The organism is Pseudoalteromonas 'SMAR', from assembly GCF_048515945.1.
Lineage (GTDB): Bacteria > Pseudomonadota > Gammaproteobacteria > Enterobacterales > Alteromonadaceae > Pseudoalteromonas.
The window spans coordinates 12,859-32,293 of sequence record NZ_JBLWMW010000022.1; the positions used below are offsets into that span (position 1 = coordinate 12,859).

Annotated in this window: 20 protein-coding genes; 14 read left to right on the top strand and 6 right to left on the bottom strand. The window is 45.6% G+C overall.

All coding sequences use genetic code 11. The features are described 5' to 3' along the window. The first annotated feature begins 3 nt into the window (after positions 1 to 3). From ACNKW2_RS10650 to ACNKW2_RS10660, 3 genes are read left to right on the top strand one after another with little or no spacing between them, the layout of a single operon-like run. Positions 4 to 1,134 carry a murein hydrolase activator EnvC family protein gene (locus ACNKW2_RS10650; RefSeq protein ID WP_419148540.1) on the top strand — a complete coding sequence of 377 codons (1,131 nt, stop codon included), beginning with the start codon at positions 4 to 6 and terminating at the stop codon, positions 1,132 to 1,134. A gap of 36 nt (positions 1,135 to 1,170) precedes the next feature. Next, positions 1,171 to 2,382 (top strand): S41 family peptidase, encoded by a 1,212-nt coding sequence (locus ACNKW2_RS10655; protein WP_419148541.1) that lies wholly within the window; start codon positions 1,171 to 1,173, stop codon positions 2,380 to 2,382. 39 nt (positions 2,383 to 2,421) lie between these two features. Beyond that, on the top strand, positions 2,422 to 3,204 hold the full coding sequence (locus ACNKW2_RS10660; protein WP_419148542.1) for a divergent polysaccharide deacetylase family protein: 783 nt from the start codon (positions 2,422 to 2,424) through the stop codon (positions 3,202 to 3,204). 21 nt (positions 3,205 to 3,225) lie between these two features. Here the strand turns inward: ACNKW2_RS10660 and ACNKW2_RS10665 are convergent, their stop codons facing one another. Beyond that, positions 3,226 to 3,879: a DUF2987 domain-containing protein gene (locus ACNKW2_RS10665; RefSeq protein ID WP_419148543.1), complete on the bottom strand. Its 654-nt coding sequence runs from the start codon at positions 3,877 to 3,879 to the stop codon at positions 3,226 to 3,228. 145 nt (positions 3,880 to 4,024) lie between these two features. Between ACNKW2_RS10665 and ACNKW2_RS10670 the strand changes: the two genes are divergently transcribed. Then, positions 4,025 to 4,444 carry a CBS domain-containing protein gene (locus ACNKW2_RS10670; protein ID WP_419148544.1) on the top strand — a complete coding sequence of 140 codons (420 nt, stop codon included), beginning with the start codon at positions 4,025 to 4,027 and terminating at the stop codon, positions 4,442 to 4,444. A 43-nt stretch (positions 4,445 to 4,487) separates the two neighbouring features. On the opposite strand, the gene pepB is transcribed toward ACNKW2_RS10670, so the two are convergent. Further along, a complete protein-coding gene (gene pepB, locus ACNKW2_RS10675) occupies positions 4,488 to 5,783 on the bottom strand; it encodes an aminopeptidase PepB (protein ID WP_419148545.1) in 1,296 nt (431 codons plus the stop codon). 76 nt (positions 5,784 to 5,859) lie between these two features. Between pepB and sfsA the strand changes: the two genes are divergently transcribed. From sfsA to ACNKW2_RS10725, 10 genes are all read left to right on the top strand, one after another. After that, the gene (sfsA, locus tag ACNKW2_RS10680) at positions 5,860 to 6,579 is read left to right on the top strand and encodes a DNA/RNA nuclease SfsA (RefSeq protein WP_419148546.1); all 720 of its coding nucleotides are present in this window, start codon (positions 5,860 to 5,862) and stop codon (positions 6,577 to 6,579) included. A 173-nt stretch (positions 6,580 to 6,752) separates the two neighbouring features. Then, positions 6,753 to 7,196: an RNA polymerase-binding protein DksA gene (gene dksA / locus ACNKW2_RS10685; protein WP_419148547.1), complete on the top strand. Its 444-nt coding sequence runs from the start codon at positions 6,753 to 6,755 to the stop codon at positions 7,194 to 7,196. A gap of 12 nt (positions 7,197 to 7,208) precedes the next feature. Next, positions 7,209 to 8,156, top strand: coding sequence for a tRNA glutamyl-Q(34) synthetase GluQRS (gluQRS, locus tag ACNKW2_RS10690; protein WP_419148548.1), 948 nt, complete (start codon positions 7,209 to 7,211; stop codon positions 8,154 to 8,156). Between the two features lie 137 nt (positions 8,157 to 8,293). Continuing rightward, positions 8,294 to 9,640, top strand: coding sequence for a polynucleotide adenylyltransferase PcnB (gene pcnB, locus ACNKW2_RS10695; RefSeq protein WP_419148549.1), 1,347 nt, complete (start codon positions 8,294 to 8,296; stop codon positions 9,638 to 9,640). Further along, positions 9,641 to 10,120: a 2-amino-4-hydroxy-6-hydroxymethyldihydropteridine diphosphokinase gene (folK, locus tag ACNKW2_RS10700; RefSeq protein WP_419148550.1), complete on the top strand. Its 480-nt coding sequence runs from the start codon at positions 9,641 to 9,643 to the stop codon at positions 10,118 to 10,120. It abuts the gene before it with no gap. A gap of 25 nt (positions 10,121 to 10,145) precedes the next feature. After that, positions 10,146 to 10,940, top strand: coding sequence for a 3-methyl-2-oxobutanoate hydroxymethyltransferase (gene panB / locus ACNKW2_RS10705; protein WP_419148551.1), 795 nt, complete (start codon positions 10,146 to 10,148; stop codon positions 10,938 to 10,940). Between the two features lie 30 nt (positions 10,941 to 10,970). Next, positions 10,971 to 11,819 (top strand): pantoate--beta-alanine ligase, encoded by an 849-nt coding sequence (panC, locus tag ACNKW2_RS10710; RefSeq protein ID WP_419148552.1) that lies wholly within the window; start codon positions 10,971 to 10,973, stop codon positions 11,817 to 11,819. A gap of 14 nt (positions 11,820 to 11,833) precedes the next feature. Then, positions 11,834 to 12,061 (top strand): hypothetical protein, encoded by a 228-nt coding sequence (locus tag ACNKW2_RS10715; RefSeq protein WP_419148553.1) that lies wholly within the window; start codon positions 11,834 to 11,836, stop codon positions 12,059 to 12,061. A 289-nt stretch (positions 12,062 to 12,350) separates the two neighbouring features. After that, positions 12,351 to 13,544 carry a porin gene (locus tag ACNKW2_RS10720; RefSeq protein ID WP_419148554.1) on the top strand — a complete coding sequence of 398 codons (1,194 nt, stop codon included), beginning with the start codon at positions 12,351 to 12,353 and terminating at the stop codon, positions 13,542 to 13,544. An 11-nt stretch (positions 13,545 to 13,555) separates the two neighbouring features. Beyond that, entirely contained in the window at positions 13,556 to 13,966 is a 411-nt protein-coding gene (locus tag ACNKW2_RS10725) for a type 2 periplasmic-binding domain-containing protein (protein WP_419148555.1), read from the top strand. A gap of 258 nt (positions 13,967 to 14,224) precedes the next feature. Here the strand turns inward: ACNKW2_RS10725 and ACNKW2_RS10730 are convergent, their stop codons facing one another. From ACNKW2_RS10730 to phoB, 4 genes are all read right to left on the bottom strand, one after another. Then, positions 14,225 to 15,847 carry a methyl-accepting chemotaxis protein gene (locus ACNKW2_RS10730; RefSeq protein WP_419148556.1) on the bottom strand — a complete coding sequence of 541 codons (1,623 nt, stop codon included), beginning with the start codon at positions 15,845 to 15,847 and terminating at the stop codon, positions 14,225 to 14,227. A 231-nt stretch (positions 15,848 to 16,078) separates the two neighbouring features. Then, a complete protein-coding gene (locus ACNKW2_RS10735) occupies positions 16,079 to 17,047 on the bottom strand; it encodes a PstS family phosphate ABC transporter substrate-binding protein (RefSeq protein ID WP_336568836.1) in 969 nt (322 codons plus the stop codon). A gap of 71 nt (positions 17,048 to 17,118) precedes the next feature. Then, entirely contained in the window at positions 17,119 to 18,453 is a 1,335-nt protein-coding gene (phoR, locus tag ACNKW2_RS10740) for a phosphate regulon sensor histidine kinase PhoR (RefSeq protein WP_419148557.1), read from the bottom strand. Between the two features lie 216 nt (positions 18,454 to 18,669). Then, positions 18,670 to 19,359: a phosphate regulon transcriptional regulator PhoB gene (gene phoB / locus ACNKW2_RS10745; RefSeq protein ID WP_336568833.1), complete on the bottom strand. Its 690-nt coding sequence runs from the start codon at positions 19,357 to 19,359 to the stop codon at positions 18,670 to 18,672. Positions 19,360 to 19,435 lie beyond the last annotated feature (76 nt).

Genomic DNA, 19,435 nt, shown 5'->3' on the forward strand with positions numbered 1-19,435 from the left:
TTTATGGTAATTAGAGCCATCTTTACCGCGACTTCCATGCTACTGGCGACCACTTTTGTGGTTGCCAGTGAGTCTCGCACTCAGCAAGACCTAAGTGAAGTACAACAACAGCTGAAAAGCAGTCAACAAGCTTACAATAAGCAACGCAGCGCCATTAAAGCGGCAGAAAAAAAGCTGCAAGCATTTGAATTAGACATAGCCAAAAGTGCCAAAGCCGTCTCCATGACCGAACAAGGTATTGCTACTAACCAAAAAGAGCAGCAACGTTTAGAGGCACAAGAAAAGCAACTACAACAAGACCAGGCAAAGTATCATCAAGTTCTGGCGGCACAATTGAAAAGCGCCTACATGACCGGCGGCCACGATTACGCTAGAATGCTGCTCAACCAAGAGCGCGCTGCTAAGCTTGAGCGCACCATAAGCTACTATGACTACCTCAACAAAGCCCGCATTAAGCAACTAGAAAAGCTCCAAGAGATTAGTCAGGAACTAGAGCAAACTCAAACCGAATTAAGTCGCAACCAAGAGCGCCTTGAAGCGTTAAAGCAACACCAACAAGAGCGTCTTGCTGAGCTGCAATCGGCGAAACAATCACGTCAAGCACAACTGGCCAAGCTCAACGACCAGCTACAGCAAACGCAATCTGAAATTGCTTATTTAAAAGAGAATGAGCAAACCTTATTGGATACTTTAGCGGAGCTGGCTAAAGCTCAGCAGCAGGCAGAAATTCGACTCGATGGTTTAGCGCAGTTAAAAGGCAAGCTCGACTTACCCATCAAAGGCCAAATAAAGCATCGCTTTGGCCAGCGTAAACACGCTGGGATGAATTGGAAAGGCGTACTGATTGGGGCTGATGAAGGCAAGGAGATCAACAGTATAGCGCCTGGCCAAGTGGTCTATGCCGATTGGTTAAATGGCTTTGGCTGGGTCATAGTACTGGATCATGGCCATGGCTTTATGAGTCTGTATGGACACGCGCAAACCTTACTACGCGATGTTGGCGATGAGGTAAGAGGCGGTGAAGCCATTGCTTTAGTCGGCCAAAGCGGCGGACAGCCAAATTCTGGTCTATACTTTGAAATACGGCATAAGGGAAGCGCTGTCGATCCGATTAAATGGTGCAGATCCAGTTAACTGAATAACCCGTGCTGCACCTAAGAGGAGCAGCACATGAATAAACATCACCGCTTTTACACCTTGGCAGCACGCTATCTTGCCGTGCTGGTGTTTTTGCTATTACTTTGTTTTAGCGCCCTGACCCATGCCCTGAGTAATAAGCTTTCAGCACAGGAAGTGGATGAAATTCTCTATCACATTCACACTTACTATGTCGAAGACGTACCGCTGAGCCGTTTCAATGTTAACAATGTCGACCACCTCTTTGAACAACTCGACCCTTACTCAAAATATCTTGATGAACAAGAGCTAGAGTCGATTTTCAGTGCTGCTAATGGCCGCTACACCGGTTTGGGTATTGAAGTGGAGGAGCGTGAAAACTTTGTTGTTATCTTAGACACTATCCCTAACTCACCTGCGGCGAACAGTGGCATTGAAGCCGGCGACAAGATCAAATCCATCAACGGCCACAATGTCGAAAACAAAACCATTTCAGATGTATCGGCATTATTGCGAGCGGCACAAAAGCGCCAAATTATTATGACCGTGGTAAGAGAACAAACAGAGGTGCAGCTGCGCTTACAGCGTCGTGAAATAACTCTGGAAAGCGTTGCTAGCACCCTGCTTCCAGAAGCCACAGGCTATATTAGTGTTAATAGCTTTAACCACCATACTTTTCACGATGTCGCCAAGCACATCAATCAACTTGAAAGCCAACTAGGTACCACGCTGAACAAATTAGTAATTGATTTGCGGGATAATCCTGGAGGCACGTTAAGCAGCGCGGTGGCCATCTCAGACTTGTTTCTCGACAGTGGCACCATAGTCACCACCAAAGGGCGCTTCTTTGATGCCAACCAAGCCTATGTCGCTCAACAAGGAGACATTTTAAATGGCGCGCCAATTTTGGTGCTGATCAACCACAATTCGGCTTCAGCCGCTGAAATTCTAGCCGCAGCGTTAAAAGATAATAAGCGTGCGTTAGTGGTTGGCCTGACTTCTTATGGCAAAGGTTCGGTGCAATCGCTGATCCCCATTGGCAATGGTACCACCGCGCTAAAACTAACCACCGCACGCTACTTCACCCCTGCCGGCAGCTCCATTGAGGGCAAAGGCGTAGAGCCTGATGTGCACTTTAGCAAACAAGCGCTTTCCCTTGTCGATAAAAGCGCTATAATAACTGGCGAAGAATCAAACAAAATAACAGGAATTGAACAGCTTGCCTCGCATTGGCCAAAGGCCTTGGCGTTAGTTCAATCGCAATAAAACTCACCCCTAGGGTGAATAACGATAATAATAATTTGTGTGCTAAAAATAATAACAGGATTACTGCTACTGCTGCTTTCATCGGCAGCTACAGCAGCACAACTCGCTATTGTCATTGATGATGTTGGTAATCATCAACGTGACCTTGCATTGCTAAGACTTCCCCAAGAGGTCTCTTTTTCGATCTTGCCACATACCCCTTTTTCACAACAGTTTGCCTTTGCTGCCAGTCAACAACAGCGGGAATTGTTATTACACGTCCCTATGCAGCCTCAAGATAGCAGCAAAAAACTCGGTCTAGGTGCGTTAACCACCACCATGGAAAAGTGGCAATTACAAATGACCTTAGGCCATGCTTTGTCTACTTTGCCGCAAGTCAAAGGAGTGAATAACCACATGGGCTCAGAGCTGACAGCGCAAATAGAGCCGATGAAGTGGACCATGGAGATTTTAAAAAAACGCGGTCTTTATTTCTTAGATAGCCGAACCACCAGCCAAAGTCAGGCACAGCATGCGGCCAACTTATACGGTGTAAAAAATATCGCGCGCCAGGTTTTCCTCGATAATGATGTTTCAGAAGCGGCTTTAGAGGCCCAGTGGCAACACACTTTGCAACTGCTAGCCAAACAGCGCCATGTGGTGGTTATCGCTCACCCCTACCCTGAAACCTTGGCTTTTTTACAGCGCAAACTGGCAGAATTTGAGCGCCAACCTGGACAATTGGTGACGCTCTCGAAATTGGTTGAACAAAAATACATTCGCTTAGCCAAGTTAGCTGAGCAACAACCCAGTATTGCCAGCAGGGTTAGCTTACAAAACTAATAACTCTTGTCACTGACTCGCTTAATCGATAGGAGCAAAACGCTCAGGTAAGGCGCTGAACTCAATAATAGGGTTGTGTTTCATCCATTGTGCTTTCAAGGGGATCTGCGTTTTAAACTCAGCGTCGGTAACAAACTCCACCTTGTTGCCGCTGGCATCATTAAAGTGCACTTTCGCCACTTCGCCGAAGGTAAACTCTAATTCCTCATAACTCGGTGCAAACCAAGACAAGCCTCCCGCCATCTCATCGACAAACTCATTCATGTCTTCTAACAGCACGAATAACTCACGATAGCTCACCTGTTGGCTGGTGATGGGTGCTAAATCCATATTTACGCTAATGGCAACCGCCCCTTTTTCCTGATTAATAACCAGTTTCACATCCTCGGCTTGCTCTTTGGGCAAAATGGGCAATGTAATACTGCCGTCTGTGGCAATGCCACCTTGAGCAAATTTCTTCCCTTCTCGTTCAAGCCAGAGTTTCACGTCAGTTAGTTTGATACTGGGGTCTTTTACTTCAACTTGGAACTTAGACAGGACATAAGGCGATTGTGCTTGGTTAACGATAATATCAAGCACGTTGTTAATCTCATCATAGTCAACACTGCGTTGCGCGGCCAAGGCCGTCTGACTCAATAGGCCTACAGCCAAGATACAATGGGCGAGTGGTTTCACCAGTCTCTCCTTAATGGTTATTATTATTTTACCTAAAGTATGGACTGGATGAGCGACAAAAGGTTCAAAACTTGATCTTGATACCATGCATAGCGCGGAAATAAAGCTAAAATTACAGCAATGAAGATAAGTAAAAGGAATAAGTATGAAGCAATCAGTTGCCGATTTAATGACTCCCGATCCCTTTGCTGTGACCGCGAGTAATACCTTGCACGATGCCCATAATTTAATGAAAGAAAAGAATGTTCGCCATATTCCAGTAATTGACGAGGATGGTGTTTTAGTGGGCATGTTGACGCAGAAAATTATGATTGCCAAAGTGATGGGGATCATGGCTACCTATGGCGCCAATGCGTTAGAGCGCAAAGAAAAGCAAACACTGGTGCAAGAGATTATGGCGGTAGACTTTGCCAGTGTGCAGCCGCAACAATCACTGCAAGATGTGGTGCGCTTTTTTGTCGATAACCGTCACGGTTGTATGCCTGTGGTCGATGATGAAGATAAATTAATGGGGATTTTGACGTCTTCTGATTTTGTCCGCTTAGCAGCAGCCTTACTGTCTTAATAAAGCCATAGGAGTGAGCAAACACTCACTCCTACTAAAGCCATTAGGCTTTTTCTTGTAGCGTTCTCGCTACCGTTCTCATGCCTAGTGTGGTTGCACCCGCAGACCACTGTCCAGTGCCTGAGTTTTGGAACGCAGCAGCCAAGTCGATGTGTACCCAGCCTTTGCCTTCATTTGGCACAAAACGAGATAAGAAACCAGCTGCATTCGAAGCGCCACCAAAGCCACCGCCCTTTTGTGCCCGGCTATTTGCGGTATCTGCGTACGGTGATGGACAGTTATTTTGGTGCCATTTTTCTAATGGTAATGGCCATGCCGCTTCAAACTCTTCACTGGCAAATTGCTGTACATCCGCCACCAGCTCTTTATCTAAGCCAAATAACGCATTGTATTCTTGACCCACCGCCATTAATGCAGCACCGGTCAGGGTTGCAGCATCAATGATCAACTCGGCACCAGACTCACCTGCCGCCATTAAACCATCAGCTAATACTAAACGGCCTTCGGCATCGGTATTAACAATCTCCACCGTGGTACCATTTTTATAGGTTAAGATATCGCCTAACTTGTATGCGTGACCAGAAATTAGGTTTTCAGCACAGCAAAGGTAAAGCTTAACGCGACGGTCAAAACCACGCTGAATAGCCAGCGCTAAACCGGCAGTCACAGTAGCAGCACCACCCATGTCACACTTCATGGTTAGCATCCCTTCACTGGGCTTAATAGAGTAACCACCAGAATCGAAGGTAATACCTTTACCGACTAGGGCTGCGCTAACTGGTGCATCTTCATTACCGCTTGGGTTGTAGTCAAGCTCCAATAATACCGGTGGACGCTCACTACCACGTCCAACCTCGTGGATACCTATCCACTGTTGCTCCAACAAGGCATCACCTTTAATGATCTGGTAGCTAACATGCTCCGGCGCCAGTGATTGAATAAACTCGGCCGCTTTGCCGGCAAGGCTTTCTGGGTAAATATCTTCGGCAGTGCCGTTGATCATTTGACGCATCCAAGTGGCGGCATTTTTTAATGCTTCCAGCTCCTTTAAATCAGACTGTTCATTGTCTGTGAACACCACGCTGTCTAGTGCTTTGGGTGATACAAAGCCCTGATAAAACGCCCATTGCGATTCCGTACACCATAGCTCGCCGTCGAGTTGTACTTGCTTAACACCTTGCTGAGCGATAGCTCGCGCTGCTTTTTGAATATTTTTTAAGGTTTCATCTTGCTCTAGATGAATAACAGCACCGTCCTTTTCAAACGACAGTGCCGCGCCTGAAGCAAGGTAAGCTGGCTTTGCTTCTTCGCTGAGTCGTACAATAAATTTATCTGACATTCTCTTTTCACTCTTGTGCTTGTTAGTGCCGTTAAGTGTACACTAGGCACTAAATTCCCCCAACCCAAAGCGACCAATGAAGTTTTCTAGTAGATTGCGCCCAGCGACATTAATCAAGCGTTACAAACGCTTTTTAGTCGACTTACAAGATGACCAGCACGGTGTTTTTACGGTTCATTGTGCCAACACCGGCCGCATGACCAACTGCGCCGATCCAGGCTTTAAAGCTTATTATTCCAGCTCTGACAACCCAAAACGCAAATACCTTCACTCTCTTGAGTTAACTCAAGATAATGCCGGGAACGTGATTTGTGTGAATACCGCGATTGCCAATAAAGTGGTGGTTGAAGCTATACAACAGCAGCGCATAGCTGCACTCAGCGGTTACAGCGAATTGGCGACAGAAGTAAAGTACGGTGCTGAAAATAGCCGTATTGATATATTACTGAGCCAGCCGAGCACCGCGGCTGAGCCGCAGCACTGTTACATTGAGGTCAAGTCGGTGACCTTGCTTGAAAACCAGCAAGGCTACTTTCCTGATGCGCAAACCCAGCGAGGCCAAAAACACCTCCGTGAGCTGATGCATATAAAACAACAAGGCCATCGTGCGGTGCTGTTATTCGCCGCCCTGCACACCGGAATTAATAGTGTTAAACCGGCAGCGCACATAGACAGCAAATATGCCCAGTTAATTCAAGAAGCGTTAGCGGCAGGTGTAGAAATATTGGCCTACGACGCCACCATCGATGACACGCAAGTGATCCTTTCGCAGCAAATTCCGTTTTATAGCTGTTGATTTTATTGTTCCCACCCCAATATACGGGGAGCAGATTTTTACTTCCTTTTGCTCAGTTTGAAAAAATAAGCTGACAATTAGGGTAAAAAAGTGTTTGCTAAGGGGTAAAGATTTTGCTATTTATACCCGCCGGCGGAAGCTGGGGTTATGTATTAAGGATTTAGGAGAATGGTATGCCAGACCAGAAAAAACTAGGGTTATTGGCTCAAGCCGGGTTAGAACCTTATCAAGAAAAGCAAGGCGAAGAATATATGAATGACGCACAACGTGCGCATTTCAAAGCGATTTTAGAAGCATGGCGTTCAGATCTACGTAATGAAGTAGATCGCACTAAGACGCACATGCAAGATGAAGCGGCGAACTTTCCTGATCCTGTGGACCGTGCAGCACAAGAAGAAGAGTTTTCTCTTGAACTGCGTACTCGCGACCGCGAGCGTAAACTAATCAAGAAGATTGAAAAAACGTTACAACTTATCGAAGACGATGACTTTGGTTTTTGCGAGTCATGTGGCATCGAAATTGGCATTCGTCGTCTAGAAGCACGACCCACTGCCGACCTGTGCGTGGATTGTAAATCTTTAGCCGAGATTAAAGAAAAGCAACAAGGCAGAGGTTAATCTCAGCCAACTATGCCCCCAAGCACAATGCCCTCAGGGAGCTATCGTGGCCGATTCGCTCCCTCGCCCTCCGGGCCGTTACATTTTGGCTCATTGGTTGCGGCTGTTGCCAGCTATTTGGATGCCCGAAGCAACCAAGGCCATTGGCTCGTTAGGATCGAAGACATTGACACGCCTCGTGTCGTTGCCGGTGCTGACCGCGATATTCTGCAGACGTTAGAAGCGTTTGCGTTGACGTGGGATGAGCAACCCGTTTATCAATCACAGCGTCACGCCCTGTACCAAGACTACCTAGAACACTTACATAGCTGTGGCTTAGTCTATGCCTGTCAGTGCACCAGAAAGCAAATAAAAGCCATGGGTGGGCATTATAATAACCACTGTCGAGCACTGTCGCTGCCGTGGCAAGATAATGCGCTACGCTTACAACAGCACTTTGCTGTTACGCAATTCCAAGATGCCATTTTGGGTGAGATTAATGTACCACCTGAATTAGCCAGTGAAGACTATATTATTAAGCGCCGAGATGGCCTATTCGCTTATCAATTGGTGGTCGTCATTGATGATATTGCACAGCAGATAAGCCATGTGGTTCGTGGTGCCGATTTAGTTGAGCCCACAGCAAGGCAAATCAGTTTATTTCGCCAACTCAAGCAACCCGAGCCTTTGTATGCCCATGTGCCCTTGGCGGTTGCCAAGCCTGGTTTTAAACTATCAAAGCAAAACCACGCCCCCGCAATTGATAAGCAGCAGCCACTGCCAACCCTTCATGCCGCTATGCGTTATCTCAATATTGCCGTGGGTGAGCTGAGCGATTACCACAACTGCCAGCAGTTACTAGAACACGCCACAGACCTATACTGCCGTAACAACATCCCTAAAGTGCAAGAAATTCAGCTAAACTCGACTGAAAAAGGCCAATTCAGTTTTCAACCTCTGTATCCTAGTACTTCAATTTAGGCGCGATTGAGTATATGATAGCGAGCCTTAAAGTGAGCTGTTTTAACCACAAAAACTTAGCTCATCTATTTCATTTATAGACTTGATTGCTCAGGAGACGAGTTATTATTTCCAAGCTTGTAAACTTCTGCCGCCAGATGGTATCTGGAAAAGGCGATGATATGGTGGTATCAACCAATCCAAACCCTGCGATAATTCCTCGTAGCGAGCATGGCATATCTCGTAAACACTTCAGTCCTAATGCCATTAAGGTGCTCTACCGTCTCAAAGATGGCGGTTACGATGCTTACCTAGTGGGTGGCTGTATTCGTGATATTTTACTTGGCATTGAACCGAAAGATTTTGACGTCGTTACCAACGCCACCCCTGAACAAGTCAAAAAGCTATTTCGCAACTGTCGCCTGATCGGCAGACGTTTTCGCCTTGCCCATATTGTCTTTGGTCGTGAAATTATCGAAGTGGCGACCATGCGCGGTCACCATCAAGTTGAAGACTCTAGTAACAACATCAGTAAAGCCAGTGAACATGGCCAACTGCTGCGCGATAATGTTTATGGCAGCATTGAAGAAGATGCAGAACGTCGCGACTTCACTATTAATGCCTTATATTACTCGATTAATGATTTTTCCTTGCGCGACTTTGCCGGTGGCGTTAAAGCGATAAAAGCCAAAAAAATAGAGCTGATTGGCGATCCACAAACACGCTACCGAGAAGATCCTGTGCGCATGTTAAGGGCTGTGCGCTTTGCCACTAAGCTGGATATGAGCATTGCGGAACCGACGCGTGCGCCAATTAAAGAGTTAGCGCCTTTGCTAGGTCACATCCCTGCTGCGCGATTGTTCGAAGAAACGCTAAAACTGTTTTTGAACGGTAAAGCACAAGCCAACTTTTTACAGTTACGTGAATTTGGTCTATTCGGACAGTTATTTCCAGCCCTAGAGAGCATTTTATCTCGACCTGAAAGCGACTTTGAGCGTCAGTTTATTGAAAACATGTTCGCCAATACCGATGAACGTATCAATACTGGCAAAAAGGTGACTCCTGCCTTTATCTATGCAGCTTTATTGTGGTTCCCTATTTTAGAACGTAGCCAAGCATTAAAGGCCGATGGCATGAACGATCACGATGCCTTTATACAAGCGGTTAACCAGATACTTGCTGACAATGCCAAGCAAGTTGCCGTACCAAAACGCTTTACACTAGGCGCCAGAGATATTTGGCATATTCAACAACGTTTAGATAGACGCTCAGGCCAGCGTGCTTATCGCCTCAGCCAGCAGCCACGCTTTAAGGCTGCTTACGACTTCTTATTATTACGGGTAGAAAGTGGCGAGCAGCAACAGCAAGAGCTGGCAAACTGGTGGAGCGAGTATTTAAAGCAAGACGTCAACGGCCAAAAAGAAATGGTCAGAAGCCTTGGCGGCCAAGGTAAGCCGAAGCGCCGTCCACGCCGTAAACCTAGACGCAAACCGAAAGAAGATTAAATGAACATCGCGTATATCGGTCTTGGCGCCAATTTAGCAGAGCCACAAGCGCAACTTCAGCGCGCACTGGCAGTGCTTGAGAGTCACCCAGAGCTTGAGCTACAAGCACACTCACGCCTATATGGTTCAAAACCAATGGGTCCTCAGGATCAACCTGATTATGTTAATGCCGTGGCTCAGGTTGCCACTCAGCTCGAAGCCGAAGTGCTGCTTGATGTACTGCAGCAAATTGAACAACAGCATGGCCGCGTGCGCAAAGCCGAACGTTGGGGACCGCGCACGCTAGATTTAGATATACTGTTATTCAACCAAGCAATCATCAACACCCCACGACTGACCATCCCCCACTATGGCTTGGCAGAACGTGAATTTGTGGTCTATCCCTTGTTAGAGATAGCACCTGATCTAACTTTGCCCAACGGCACCAAGTTACAATCGCTCAGTGCAACTTTGCCGCTCAATGGGCTTGAAGCCTTATAATAAAAACCAACCAAAGGGGTTAATCATGGCAAAAATCACCGTCTCCACACTTGCCAAAATGAAACGCGAAGGAACTAAAATCACTTCCTTAACCGCCTACGATGCAAGCTTTGCGAAATTATTTTACGACCATGGCGTCGACGTCATATTGGTTGGCGATTCCCTGGGCATGGTGCTGCAAGGGGGCGATGACACCCTCGCGGTTTCCACCAATGACGTGGCTTATCATACTCGCTGTGTTCGCGCAGGGAGTCGCGAGCTTTTTGTTATCGCCGATATGCCATTTATGAGTTACCCAAACCCAGAAAAGGCGTGTGAGAATGCAGCTCAACTGATGCGCGCGGGTGCCAACATGGTCAAACTGGAAGGCGGTGAGTGGCTTCACGATAGTATTAAAGCACTGACGCAGCAAGGGATCCCAGTGTGCGGTCACCTTGGCCTTACACCGCAATCGGTGCATGTTTTTGGCGGCTTTAAAATTCAAGGTCGCGATTCAGCCCAAGCACAAAAAATGATTAATGATGCTAAAGCGTTAGAACAAGCTGGCGCACAGCTATTGGTGATTGAATGTGTTCCCTCTGCTCTCGCCAAACAAATTACTGACGCCGTTTCTATCCCTGTGATTGGCATTGGCGCTGGTAAAGAAACCGATGGCCAAATCTTAGTGATGCATGATTTAGTGGGGATTTCCGCAGGCTATATTCCTAAGTTTTCGAAAAACTTCTTAGCTGAAACCGGTAACATGCCAGATGCCGTGAAAAAGTTCTGTGATGATGTTAAGTCAGGCGCCTTCCCTGCCGCTGAGCATGAGTTTAATTAATCGCGCAAGCGCTTGAGACAAGAGTAAAACATGCAAACAATTTCTGAAATTAAATCACTACGCAGCCAGGTCAAAGCATGGCGTCAGCAAGGGCTGAGCATTGCTTTCGTCCCAACCATGGGTAACCTGCATCGTGGTCACTATTCATTGGTTAAAAAAGCCAAAACATTGGCAGACAAAGTGGTGGTTAGTATTTTTGTTAACCCCATGCAATTTGGCGCTAATGAAGATTTAGATAGTTACCCACGAACATTAGAGCAAGATCAGCAAGGCCTTGCAGAACTCAATACCGACATTGTATTTACTCCCACAGTGGCCACCATTTACCCTTATGGTTTAGCTAGCCAAAGCTTTGTTGATGTTCCGGGCGTATCCGAAGATCACTGCGGTGGTGCGCGGCCAGGCCATTTCAGAGGGGTTGCCACCATAGTGACGAAACTGTTCAATTTGGTGCAACCTGACTTTGCCTGCTTTGGTGAGAAAGACTTTCAGCAGCTGCAAGTCATCAAAACCATGGTAAAAGATTTATCCATGCCCATTGAGGTTATTGGCGTACCGACTCAACGCGAAGTGTCTGGCTTAGCAATGAGCTCACGTAATGGCTATTTGAGCGATGCTGAGAAGGAAACCGCTAAAGTACTCTATCAAACCTTAACGTCTGCTGCAGAAACACTGAGCTCAGGCAGTAAAGACTTCGCGGCCATCAAGCAACAGGCAGTAGAAACCTTAACAAGCGCAGGACTCAAACCGGATTATTTTAATATATGCCATAGAGATACCTTAAAGCCTGCTACACTGAAAGACACACAATTGGTTATTCTCGCTGCGGCCTACCTAGGCAAAGTGCGACTAATCGATAACATTCAAGTCTCCGTGTAGAGAAAGGAAAAGATATGAAGCTCGCGTTCACATTGCTGTCACTCACCGTTTTAGCTGGTTGTACTAATACCCTCTCTCCAGAGTTAAATCAGTGTGCACAACAAAGTTACCAGTGTGAACGCGGCTGCGAACAACAAAACACTCCCGATACCATGTCGATGCAGATTTGCTTAGATAAATGCATCGAACAGCATAATGCTTGCAAGGTGCAAGCAGAAAAAATCACTCAGTCAAAACGTTAAAAGACTGTCTTTATTATTCCTCTTATTGATTATTATCAGAAAAGTGGCCATTAGTCCTCACATTGTATCTGCTTTCAGGTAAAATAAACTGGTCTGATGAGCAGTTGTAAATGGGATAAATAGCCAAGGGGCTTTGTGGCCTAAGCGGTTAATTAATAAGTGCTCACTAAGCTTTAAGCTTGCAGTTTATTACTTTTATTCTATTCTCAACAGTATAAGTAACAGCCTTTTAGTAACACTCAATGTGTTTTTCAGACCTATCACTCTTTGCAAGTAAATGGGATTTAATATGAATAAATCAGCTATTGCCCTGTCAGTTGCACTGGCAACAACCAGCTTCAGCAGCGCGGCAGAAATACGTATCAATGGCTTCGCCTCAATTATTGGCGGGCAAACCTTAGACAGTGAAGATACGCTCTATGGTTACGATAACGACTTCGATCTAGAAAACCGCAGCCTGTTTGCGCTGCAACTTTCAGCAGATTTGCAAGATAACCTCAGCGCCACCGCACAAATTGTGGGCCGTGGCAAAAATGACTTTGATGCCGAGTTTGAATGGGCGTATATGACCTATAAACTGTCTGACTCATCACAGTTTAGCGCCGGTAAAATGCGAATTCCTTTCTATCGCTATTCTGACTTTTTAGACGTCGGCTACGCCTACCGCTGGATAAAGCCACCACAATCGGTGTATAACCTCAGCTTTAGCACCTACAACGGAGTAAGCTATTTACACAACAGTACCTTAGGTGACTGGGACAGCTCAGCACAATTTGTCTTTGGCAGTGTTGATGATGATATCGTCGCCATCACTAACTCCGATGCCGCACAGTTAGATAACACCCTAGGTGTCAACTGGACCTTAAGTAAAGACTGGTTCAGCGCTCGCGTAGCCTACTTTGTAACTGAAGCCAGTATTAGTGCCGCCAATAGCCCTGAGCTGAGCAGCTTACTTGCCGGCCTTAATGGCTACGGCCTTTCTGAGCAGGCCAATAATATTGCTATCGATGAAGATGATGCTTACTTTGCCGCGGTGGGTTTTTCAATCGATTACAATGATTTCTTATTTGATGCCGAATACACGCAATTTGAAGTAGACAATAGTATTCTGGCCGAGCAACAACAATATTACGCGTCCTTTGGCTATCGTTTAGATGCGTGGACCTTACACCTGACATACGAGCATAACGAAGATAAAAATGGTGCGGATGAGTTTAATACCGTACCACTGACTATCAATGCCGCTAACGGTGCCACTATCCCAGTGACCACAAATCCTAGCAATGCCAACGCCCCTTACCTGCGCAGCTTAGTAAATGGTGCGCTGAATGGCGTACGTTCTGAGTCTGAAACCTGGAGTGTAGGTGCTCGCTATGACTTCCACCCAGCCGCGGCGTTTAAAGTTGAATTGAATCAATTCGACAACACCCTAAGCAATGAAAAAGCTGAGCTATTAAGCTTCGGCATTGATTTAGTATTTTAGGGAGAGCTAAAATGATTAAAAAAACCATTATTGCACTTGGCTTAGCCCTTACCAGCCAAGCTGCTGTGGCTGATATTGCCGTCATAGTAAACGCGCAAAATGGCGCTACAGTGGACGAAAATACCATTAAAAAGCTGTTTTTAGGCAAAGCCAAGTCATTTGCTGATGGCAGCAGTGCGACACCAGTAAACCAAGATGCGACCACCCTATTTGATGAGTTTAATGACAAAGTCATTGGTAAGTCGAGCTCGCAGCTTAACGCTCATTGGTCAAAACTGGTTTTCACCGGTAAAGGGACACCACCGAAAAAGTTAGCCAATGATCAAGCTGTTCTCGAGTTTGTTAGCAGTAATGCCAATGCCATTGGTTATGTTGATGCAGCAGCCGTAAACAGTAAAGTCAAAGTGGTTGCTAGTTACTAATACCAATCCGCATTAATACTTGCTCAATTTGAGGGAGTAAATTCGACGCTAACAGCGTTAAAAATTTCTTATTTAGAACAACTAAATAGCAAAATTTTCGCCTAGTTATCGACAGAATTTTCTTGCCTCAAATAGACCACTTAATTAAGCGAATTGGTATAATACATCGCACCAAGCATAAAAAAGAGGCTATCTTAGATAGCCTCTTTTTTATTTCTACAGCCATTTATGCCATTTAGCATAGAGTCATCAACGCGATTAAACTCGAAACTTAGAAGTGGCGTCTTTTAGGTTATCTGAGTGTGAGTTGAGGTTCTCTGCCACATCTTGTACCTCAGATAGAGCTTGCATGGTGTCTTGGAATGACTGGTGCATGGATGTCACGTTATCTACCACCATTGCCGCCACTGAGGTTTGCTCTTCAGTCGCTGCAGCAATTTGACCATTCATGCTGTTAATTGACAAAATTTGCTCGGCAATTTGCTCTATCGACTGCCCAGTTTGCGCCGCCGCATCGGCATTATTAATGGCCATACTGCTGGCACTGGTCATGGCTTTTACCGCCTGATTCGCCGCATCGGTTAACACATTCAGTAACTCGCGAATTTCATTGGTCGATTGTGCCGTTCGAGATGCCAATTCACGCACTTCATCAGCGACCACCGCAAAACCTCGGCCTTGCTCACCAGCACGGGCCGCTTCAATGGCCGCATTGAGTGCCAATAAATTCGTTTGTTCAGCAATAGACGTGATCACATTCAAAATTTGCGTCACATTCTGAGTATCGTCAGCCAACTTATTAATGGTTTCTGCCGCTCGGTTTATTTCTTCACTTAACGCTTGAGACTCGTTGACTGAAACCTGTATTTGTCGCTTACTTTGCTCTACCTCTTGCTCAGCGACTTGCGCTGCATCTGAGGCCTGAGAAGCCGATTGCGAAATATCGCCAACACTTAAGCGCATTTCTTCCATCGATTGCTTAACTACTTCAGCATCGTGGGTTTGTTGGTTGGTTGCGGATTCCGCTTTTTCCATGCCTTTGACTAAACGACCAGAATCATGGGTAAGTGGTTCCACCACGCTCATTACCTCAAGCACTGCGCCTTTGAGTAACGCAATAAACTCATTGAAGTTGACAGACACTTGGCCTATTTCATCGTGTGAGCGAACATTTAGCGTGGTGGATAACGACCCCTCCCCTTGCGCCAGTAACTTTAAGTTTTGCGCGGCATCTTTAGCTGAATTACCAATTCCTCTGGCAATCATTACAGCTAAAAAGATCAGTACAATTAAAGAGATGACCGCGACAATCAACATAATAGTCAACGCATCGGCAGAGCGCTCTTCGGTATTTTTAAGTAGTTCAATAAAGCGATTATGGGCGTTGTTTTTAGCGCTGCTAAAATCCGCCACCAGCGCCTCGTAAATTTCTGTTTTTTTACGGGCATCTTCTTGAATACGGGAAAAGTCAGCTGTGCCATCAATCATGCCGCTGGCAATTTGCCGAGCGATGTTGGCGTACTGTTGTAGCTCGTCATCACTGTTGCTGGGCATAAAGCCGCTTTGTACTGACTCAATTTTTTTTAGGTTGGCAAGGATCTGTTGTTGCTGCTCCTGCGCTTTATCTAATAGCTCGGCATCGCCAAATGTAACCGCTTGAGTGTATAACTCGTCTAAGTTTTGCAGCTTATTAGCATTTTCAGTGGTGAGATTAAGAATTTTATAGGTTTCTAACTCAAGTTCTGTCAGCGCCTTTTGATTGGAGTTTATAGCATTATAATTAACGAAGACGATAACGACAAAAGCCACCACCGCTACCAATGTGATTGCGTGGATCTTTTTGGTGATACTCAGATCAGCAAAAGCACTACCTAGACTCATAAATACACCTTTTAAAATAAGACGAGTTCATTATCGACCGTAATACTATTTATTTTAACTAAATATAGAATAAATCCAGCTTTTTTTCCCTGTATTTAGTAAGAAGTTTGTCTTTTTAACCCAATAAAGGAACAAAGGTATTTAAACAGCCTCTCTGTGCCATCAATACGAAACAAAAAATGCCGCATAAAATGCGGCATTTTTTACTGATTAAACGTTCTTTAATGCGGCTTATAGTAAGCCCAGCTTTTTCAGCTCACGAGTAGCCATTTGGCTTGAAAGCGGCACATAGCCGTCTTTTTCTACGATTTTCTGACCCGTTTTTGACAGTACCATTTTCAAAAATTCAGCTTCAATTGGTGACAATGGTTTGTTTGGGTGCTTGTTTACGTATACGTACAAGAAGCGTGATAGAGGGTACTTACCAGTGGCTACGTTTTCTAAAGTAGCATCAACAAAGTTAGTGCCTTTCTTCGCTAGTGGTACAGTGCGAACACCTGAAGTTTTATAACCAATGCCTGAGTAACCAATGGCATTTACCGATGAAGAAATAGACTGTACAACTGACGCAGAACCTGGCTGCTCGTTAACGTTGTTACGGAAGTCACCTTTACACAGCGCTTTTTTCTTAAAGTAGCCGTATGTACCTGATACCGAGTTACGACCGTAAAGCTGAATATCTTTCGCCGCCCAGTCACCTGTTAAACCGATATCGCTCCAGCGATTCGCTTGCGAAGCCGCACCACATTTGCGCGTAGAAGAGAAAATTGAATCTACTTGCTCAATAGTCAAGCCTTCAATTGGATTGTCCTTATGAACAAAAACAGCTAACGCATCGATAGCAACGCGAACTTCTGTTGGTTTGTAACCATAGCGTTTTTCAAACGCTTCAATCTCTTTTGACTTCATTTTACGGCTCATTGGACCGAAGTTTGCTGTGGCTTCAGTCAGTGCCGGCGGTGCAGTAGAAGAGCCCGCTGCCTGAATTTGAATGTTTACGTTAGGGTAAATTCTTTTATATTCTTCTGCCCAAAACGTCATCATGTTAGCAAGCGTGTCTGAGCCAACAGAAGAGAAGTTCCCTGAGATACCGCTGGTCTTGTTATACTCTGGTAGCTTTTCATCTAATGCAGATACTTGCGTCGATACTAAGGTCGTAACAGCCACACCCATTGCGGCAACTAAGCTTTTAAATTTCATCGGGGTCACTCCAGTTGTTCATCCCAGTTATTTTACGTGAGCCATTGTGCAGCCATTAAATGACAATCAAATTACCCTTGTATTACACTTTTGTGACTTACATCGTTTGTCATAAAACTGCATTTTTCTTTGTTGAAAGCGAACCAAAAGTGCGAACCTTTACCCACCTGGCTTTCAATGTGTAATGTTGAGTCATGGCGAGATAATACGTGCTTAGTGATCGCCAGCCCAAGTCCCGAGCCGCCGGTTTTTCTACTGCGAGCTTTGTCCACTCGGTAGAAGCGCTCAGTGAGCCTGTTAATATGCTCAGGCGCAATACCATCACCATTATCCTCCACACTAAAGGTGGCCATGCCATCGTTAAGGTACCAACGCACCCTAATAACGCCTTGCGGTTTGGTATAGTGAATTGCGTTAAACACCAAGTTGGAGAAAGCGCTTCTTAACTCATCGGCCGCCCCTTTAATGTCTAACTCGGCATCGACAGCAAAGCTAATATCATGGCCCTTGTCTTGATTTAACGAGCGCGCTTCTGTTTCGATAAGTTGTAGCATCGCCGGCACATTAACAGGCTTGTCATTGTCTTGCTTTCTCGCCCCTTCAATACGAGACAGCGATAGCAGTTGATTAACCAGGCCATCCATGCGCTTACACTGATCAATCATGGTGCCATGGGCTTTGTTCCACATTGCCGGCGGGGGCATGTTATCGCTATCCATCATCTCTAGATACCCTGCCATCACTGTCAAAGGCGTTCTTAGCTCATGAGACACATTGGCGACAAAGTCTTTGCGCATTTGTTCTAGCTGCTTTAAGCGGCTAATGTCTCTGGCAACCAGCATCAGTTGCTCAGCGTAAGGCATAACTCGAATTTCTAATACTTGCTCATGAGCAAGCCCAGTCTCTAACTCAAGCGGCTCTTCAAACTGGTGAGCATGAATGTATTTGACAAATTTTGGGTCACGGATGAGGTTATCAAGGCGCTGACCGTGATCGGTTGGCCATTGTAGACCTAATACATTAAGGGCAAGCTGGTTACACCAGACAATACTGAGGTCTTGTTGTAGCACCACCACAGCGTCTGGAATGGCTTCCGCCCCTTCACGAAAGCGTCGGATCAGTTCAGCCAGTTCGTTGCGTTTTTTTCGGTTACGTAACTGTAGTTGATATATGCCTTCAAATACCTGCTCCCAAGCGCCTTTTCCTTCTGGCGGATTAAAGCTGCGCTGATTCAATAGCCAGTCACTTAAGCGGTATAGTTGCTTATAATGCCAAACCAGTAAAACAAAGGCGCCAATAAACAGAAAAAGGAAAGGTGCGCTAACTAAATAACCAATTAACGCCAAGGGTAAGAAATACAAAAACAGGCGTCTGATCAGCGCCTGCTTGTCAATCACTCGATACATAGACTAAGTCCATTATGGCGCAGCCATCGATTCACCGCGCCCTTGGAAAAACGATTTAAACCGACCAGTGTTATACCATACAACTTAGTGTAATGCGCAGCATGACTCGGCATAGGCCGAGCGATTATATTGCTTAACTGGTTGAGATAAAAATTGTTTAGAATCAATAGCGAAATAGTTTTAACCTTAATAACGCTTGCTCTAAACAAGCTGCATTTATACTTTACTAGAAAAGCGATAGCCAGCACCGCGTACCGTTTGCACTAAACGATCGTGCCCAAGTGGTGCGATTGCTTTACGCAGGCGACGTATATGCACATCCACAGTTCGGTCTTCAACATAAACATTCGTTCCCCAAACATGATCAAGCAACTGTTCTCGACTGTACACGCGTTCAGGGTGTGTCATAAAAAAGTGCAGTAAGCGAAATTCAGTCGGTCCCATGTCCAGTTCAGTACCCGCCGAGGTAACACGGTGTGAAATCGGGTCTAAGCGCAGGCCGTGGACTTCAATTGCTTCTTCCAACGAGGTTGGTGAAACACGTCGCATTACCGCTTTAATACGCGCCATTAATTCTTTTGGAGAGAAAGGTTTAGTCACATAGTCGTCAGCACCAACTTCTAATCCTTTAACTTTATCCTCTTCTTCACCGCGAGCAGTGAGCATGATGATTGGAATGGAGCGGGTATACTCACTTTGCTTAAACTTTTTCGCTATTTGAATACCACTTCCGCCGGGTAACATCCAATCAAGCAGAACTAAATCTGGATACGGTTCTACCATAGCGGCTAAGGCCGAATCGTAGTCTTCTGCTTCAATGGCCTGAAAACCATTTTGTTCCAATACAAACACCAACATCTCTCTGATAGGTGCTTCATCATCAACTACAAGTACTTTACGTGACATTCCCAATGTTCTCTCGTTACCGATGTTGTTGATGTCATTATTATGACTTACTGTGACATTTTTATGAAAGTGTAAC

What these genes read in the sequence shown, in the direction of transcription:
- panB (WP_419148551.1), top strand. Translation starts at nt 10,146, where the DNA reads ATGGCAAAAATCACCGTCTCCACACTTGCCAAAATGAAACGCGAAGGA.
- ACNKW2_RS10735 (WP_336568836.1), bottom strand. Translation starts at nt 17,047, where the DNA reads ATGAAATTTAAAAGCTTAGTTGCCGCAATGGGTGTGGCTGTTACGACC.
- ACNKW2_RS10655 (WP_419148541.1), top strand. Translation starts at nt 1,171, where the DNA reads ATGAATAAACATCACCGCTTTTACACCTTGGCAGCACGCTATCTTGCC.
- ACNKW2_RS10725 (WP_419148555.1), top strand. Translation starts at nt 13,556, where the DNA reads ATGATTAAAAAAACCATTATTGCACTTGGCTTAGCCCTTACCAGCCAA.
- sfsA (WP_419148546.1), top strand. Translation starts at nt 5,860, where the DNA reads ATGAAGTTTTCTAGTAGATTGCGCCCAGCGACATTAATCAAGCGTTAC.
- ACNKW2_RS10720 (WP_419148554.1), top strand. Translation starts at nt 12,351, where the DNA reads ATGAATAAATCAGCTATTGCCCTGTCAGTTGCACTGGCAACAACCAGC.
- ACNKW2_RS10650 (WP_419148540.1), top strand. Translation starts at nt 4, where the DNA reads ATGGTAATTAGAGCCATCTTTACCGCGACTTCCATGCTACTGGCGACC.
- pepB (WP_419148545.1), bottom strand. Translation starts at nt 5,783, where the DNA reads ATGTCAGATAAATTTATTGTACGACTCAGCGAAGAAGCAAAGCCAGCT.
- phoR (WP_419148557.1), bottom strand. Translation starts at nt 18,453, where the DNA reads ATGTATCGAGTGATTGACAAGCAGGCGCTGATCAGACGCCTGTTTTTG.
- ACNKW2_RS10730 (WP_419148556.1), bottom strand. Translation starts at nt 15,847, where the DNA reads ATGAGTCTAGGTAGTGCTTTTGCTGATCTGAGTATCACCAAAAAGATC.
- phoB (WP_336568833.1), bottom strand. Translation starts at nt 19,359, where the DNA reads ATGTCACGTAAAGTACTTGTAGTTGATGATGAAGCACCTATCAGAGAG.
- dksA (WP_419148547.1), top strand. Translation starts at nt 6,753, where the DNA reads ATGCCAGACCAGAAAAAACTAGGGTTATTGGCTCAAGCCGGGTTAGAA.
- ACNKW2_RS10670 (WP_419148544.1), top strand. Translation starts at nt 4,025, where the DNA reads ATGAAGCAATCAGTTGCCGATTTAATGACTCCCGATCCCTTTGCTGTG.
- ACNKW2_RS10715 (WP_419148553.1), top strand. Translation starts at nt 11,834, where the DNA reads ATGAAGCTCGCGTTCACATTGCTGTCACTCACCGTTTTAGCTGGTTGT.
- folK (WP_419148550.1), top strand. Translation starts at nt 9,641, where the DNA reads ATGAACATCGCGTATATCGGTCTTGGCGCCAATTTAGCAGAGCCACAA.
- pcnB (WP_419148549.1), top strand. Translation starts at nt 8,294, where the DNA reads ATGGTATCTGGAAAAGGCGATGATATGGTGGTATCAACCAATCCAAAC.
- gluQRS (WP_419148548.1), top strand. Translation starts at nt 7,209, where the DNA reads ATGCCCCCAAGCACAATGCCCTCAGGGAGCTATCGTGGCCGATTCGCT.
- panC (WP_419148552.1), top strand. Translation starts at nt 10,971, where the DNA reads ATGCAAACAATTTCTGAAATTAAATCACTACGCAGCCAGGTCAAAGCA.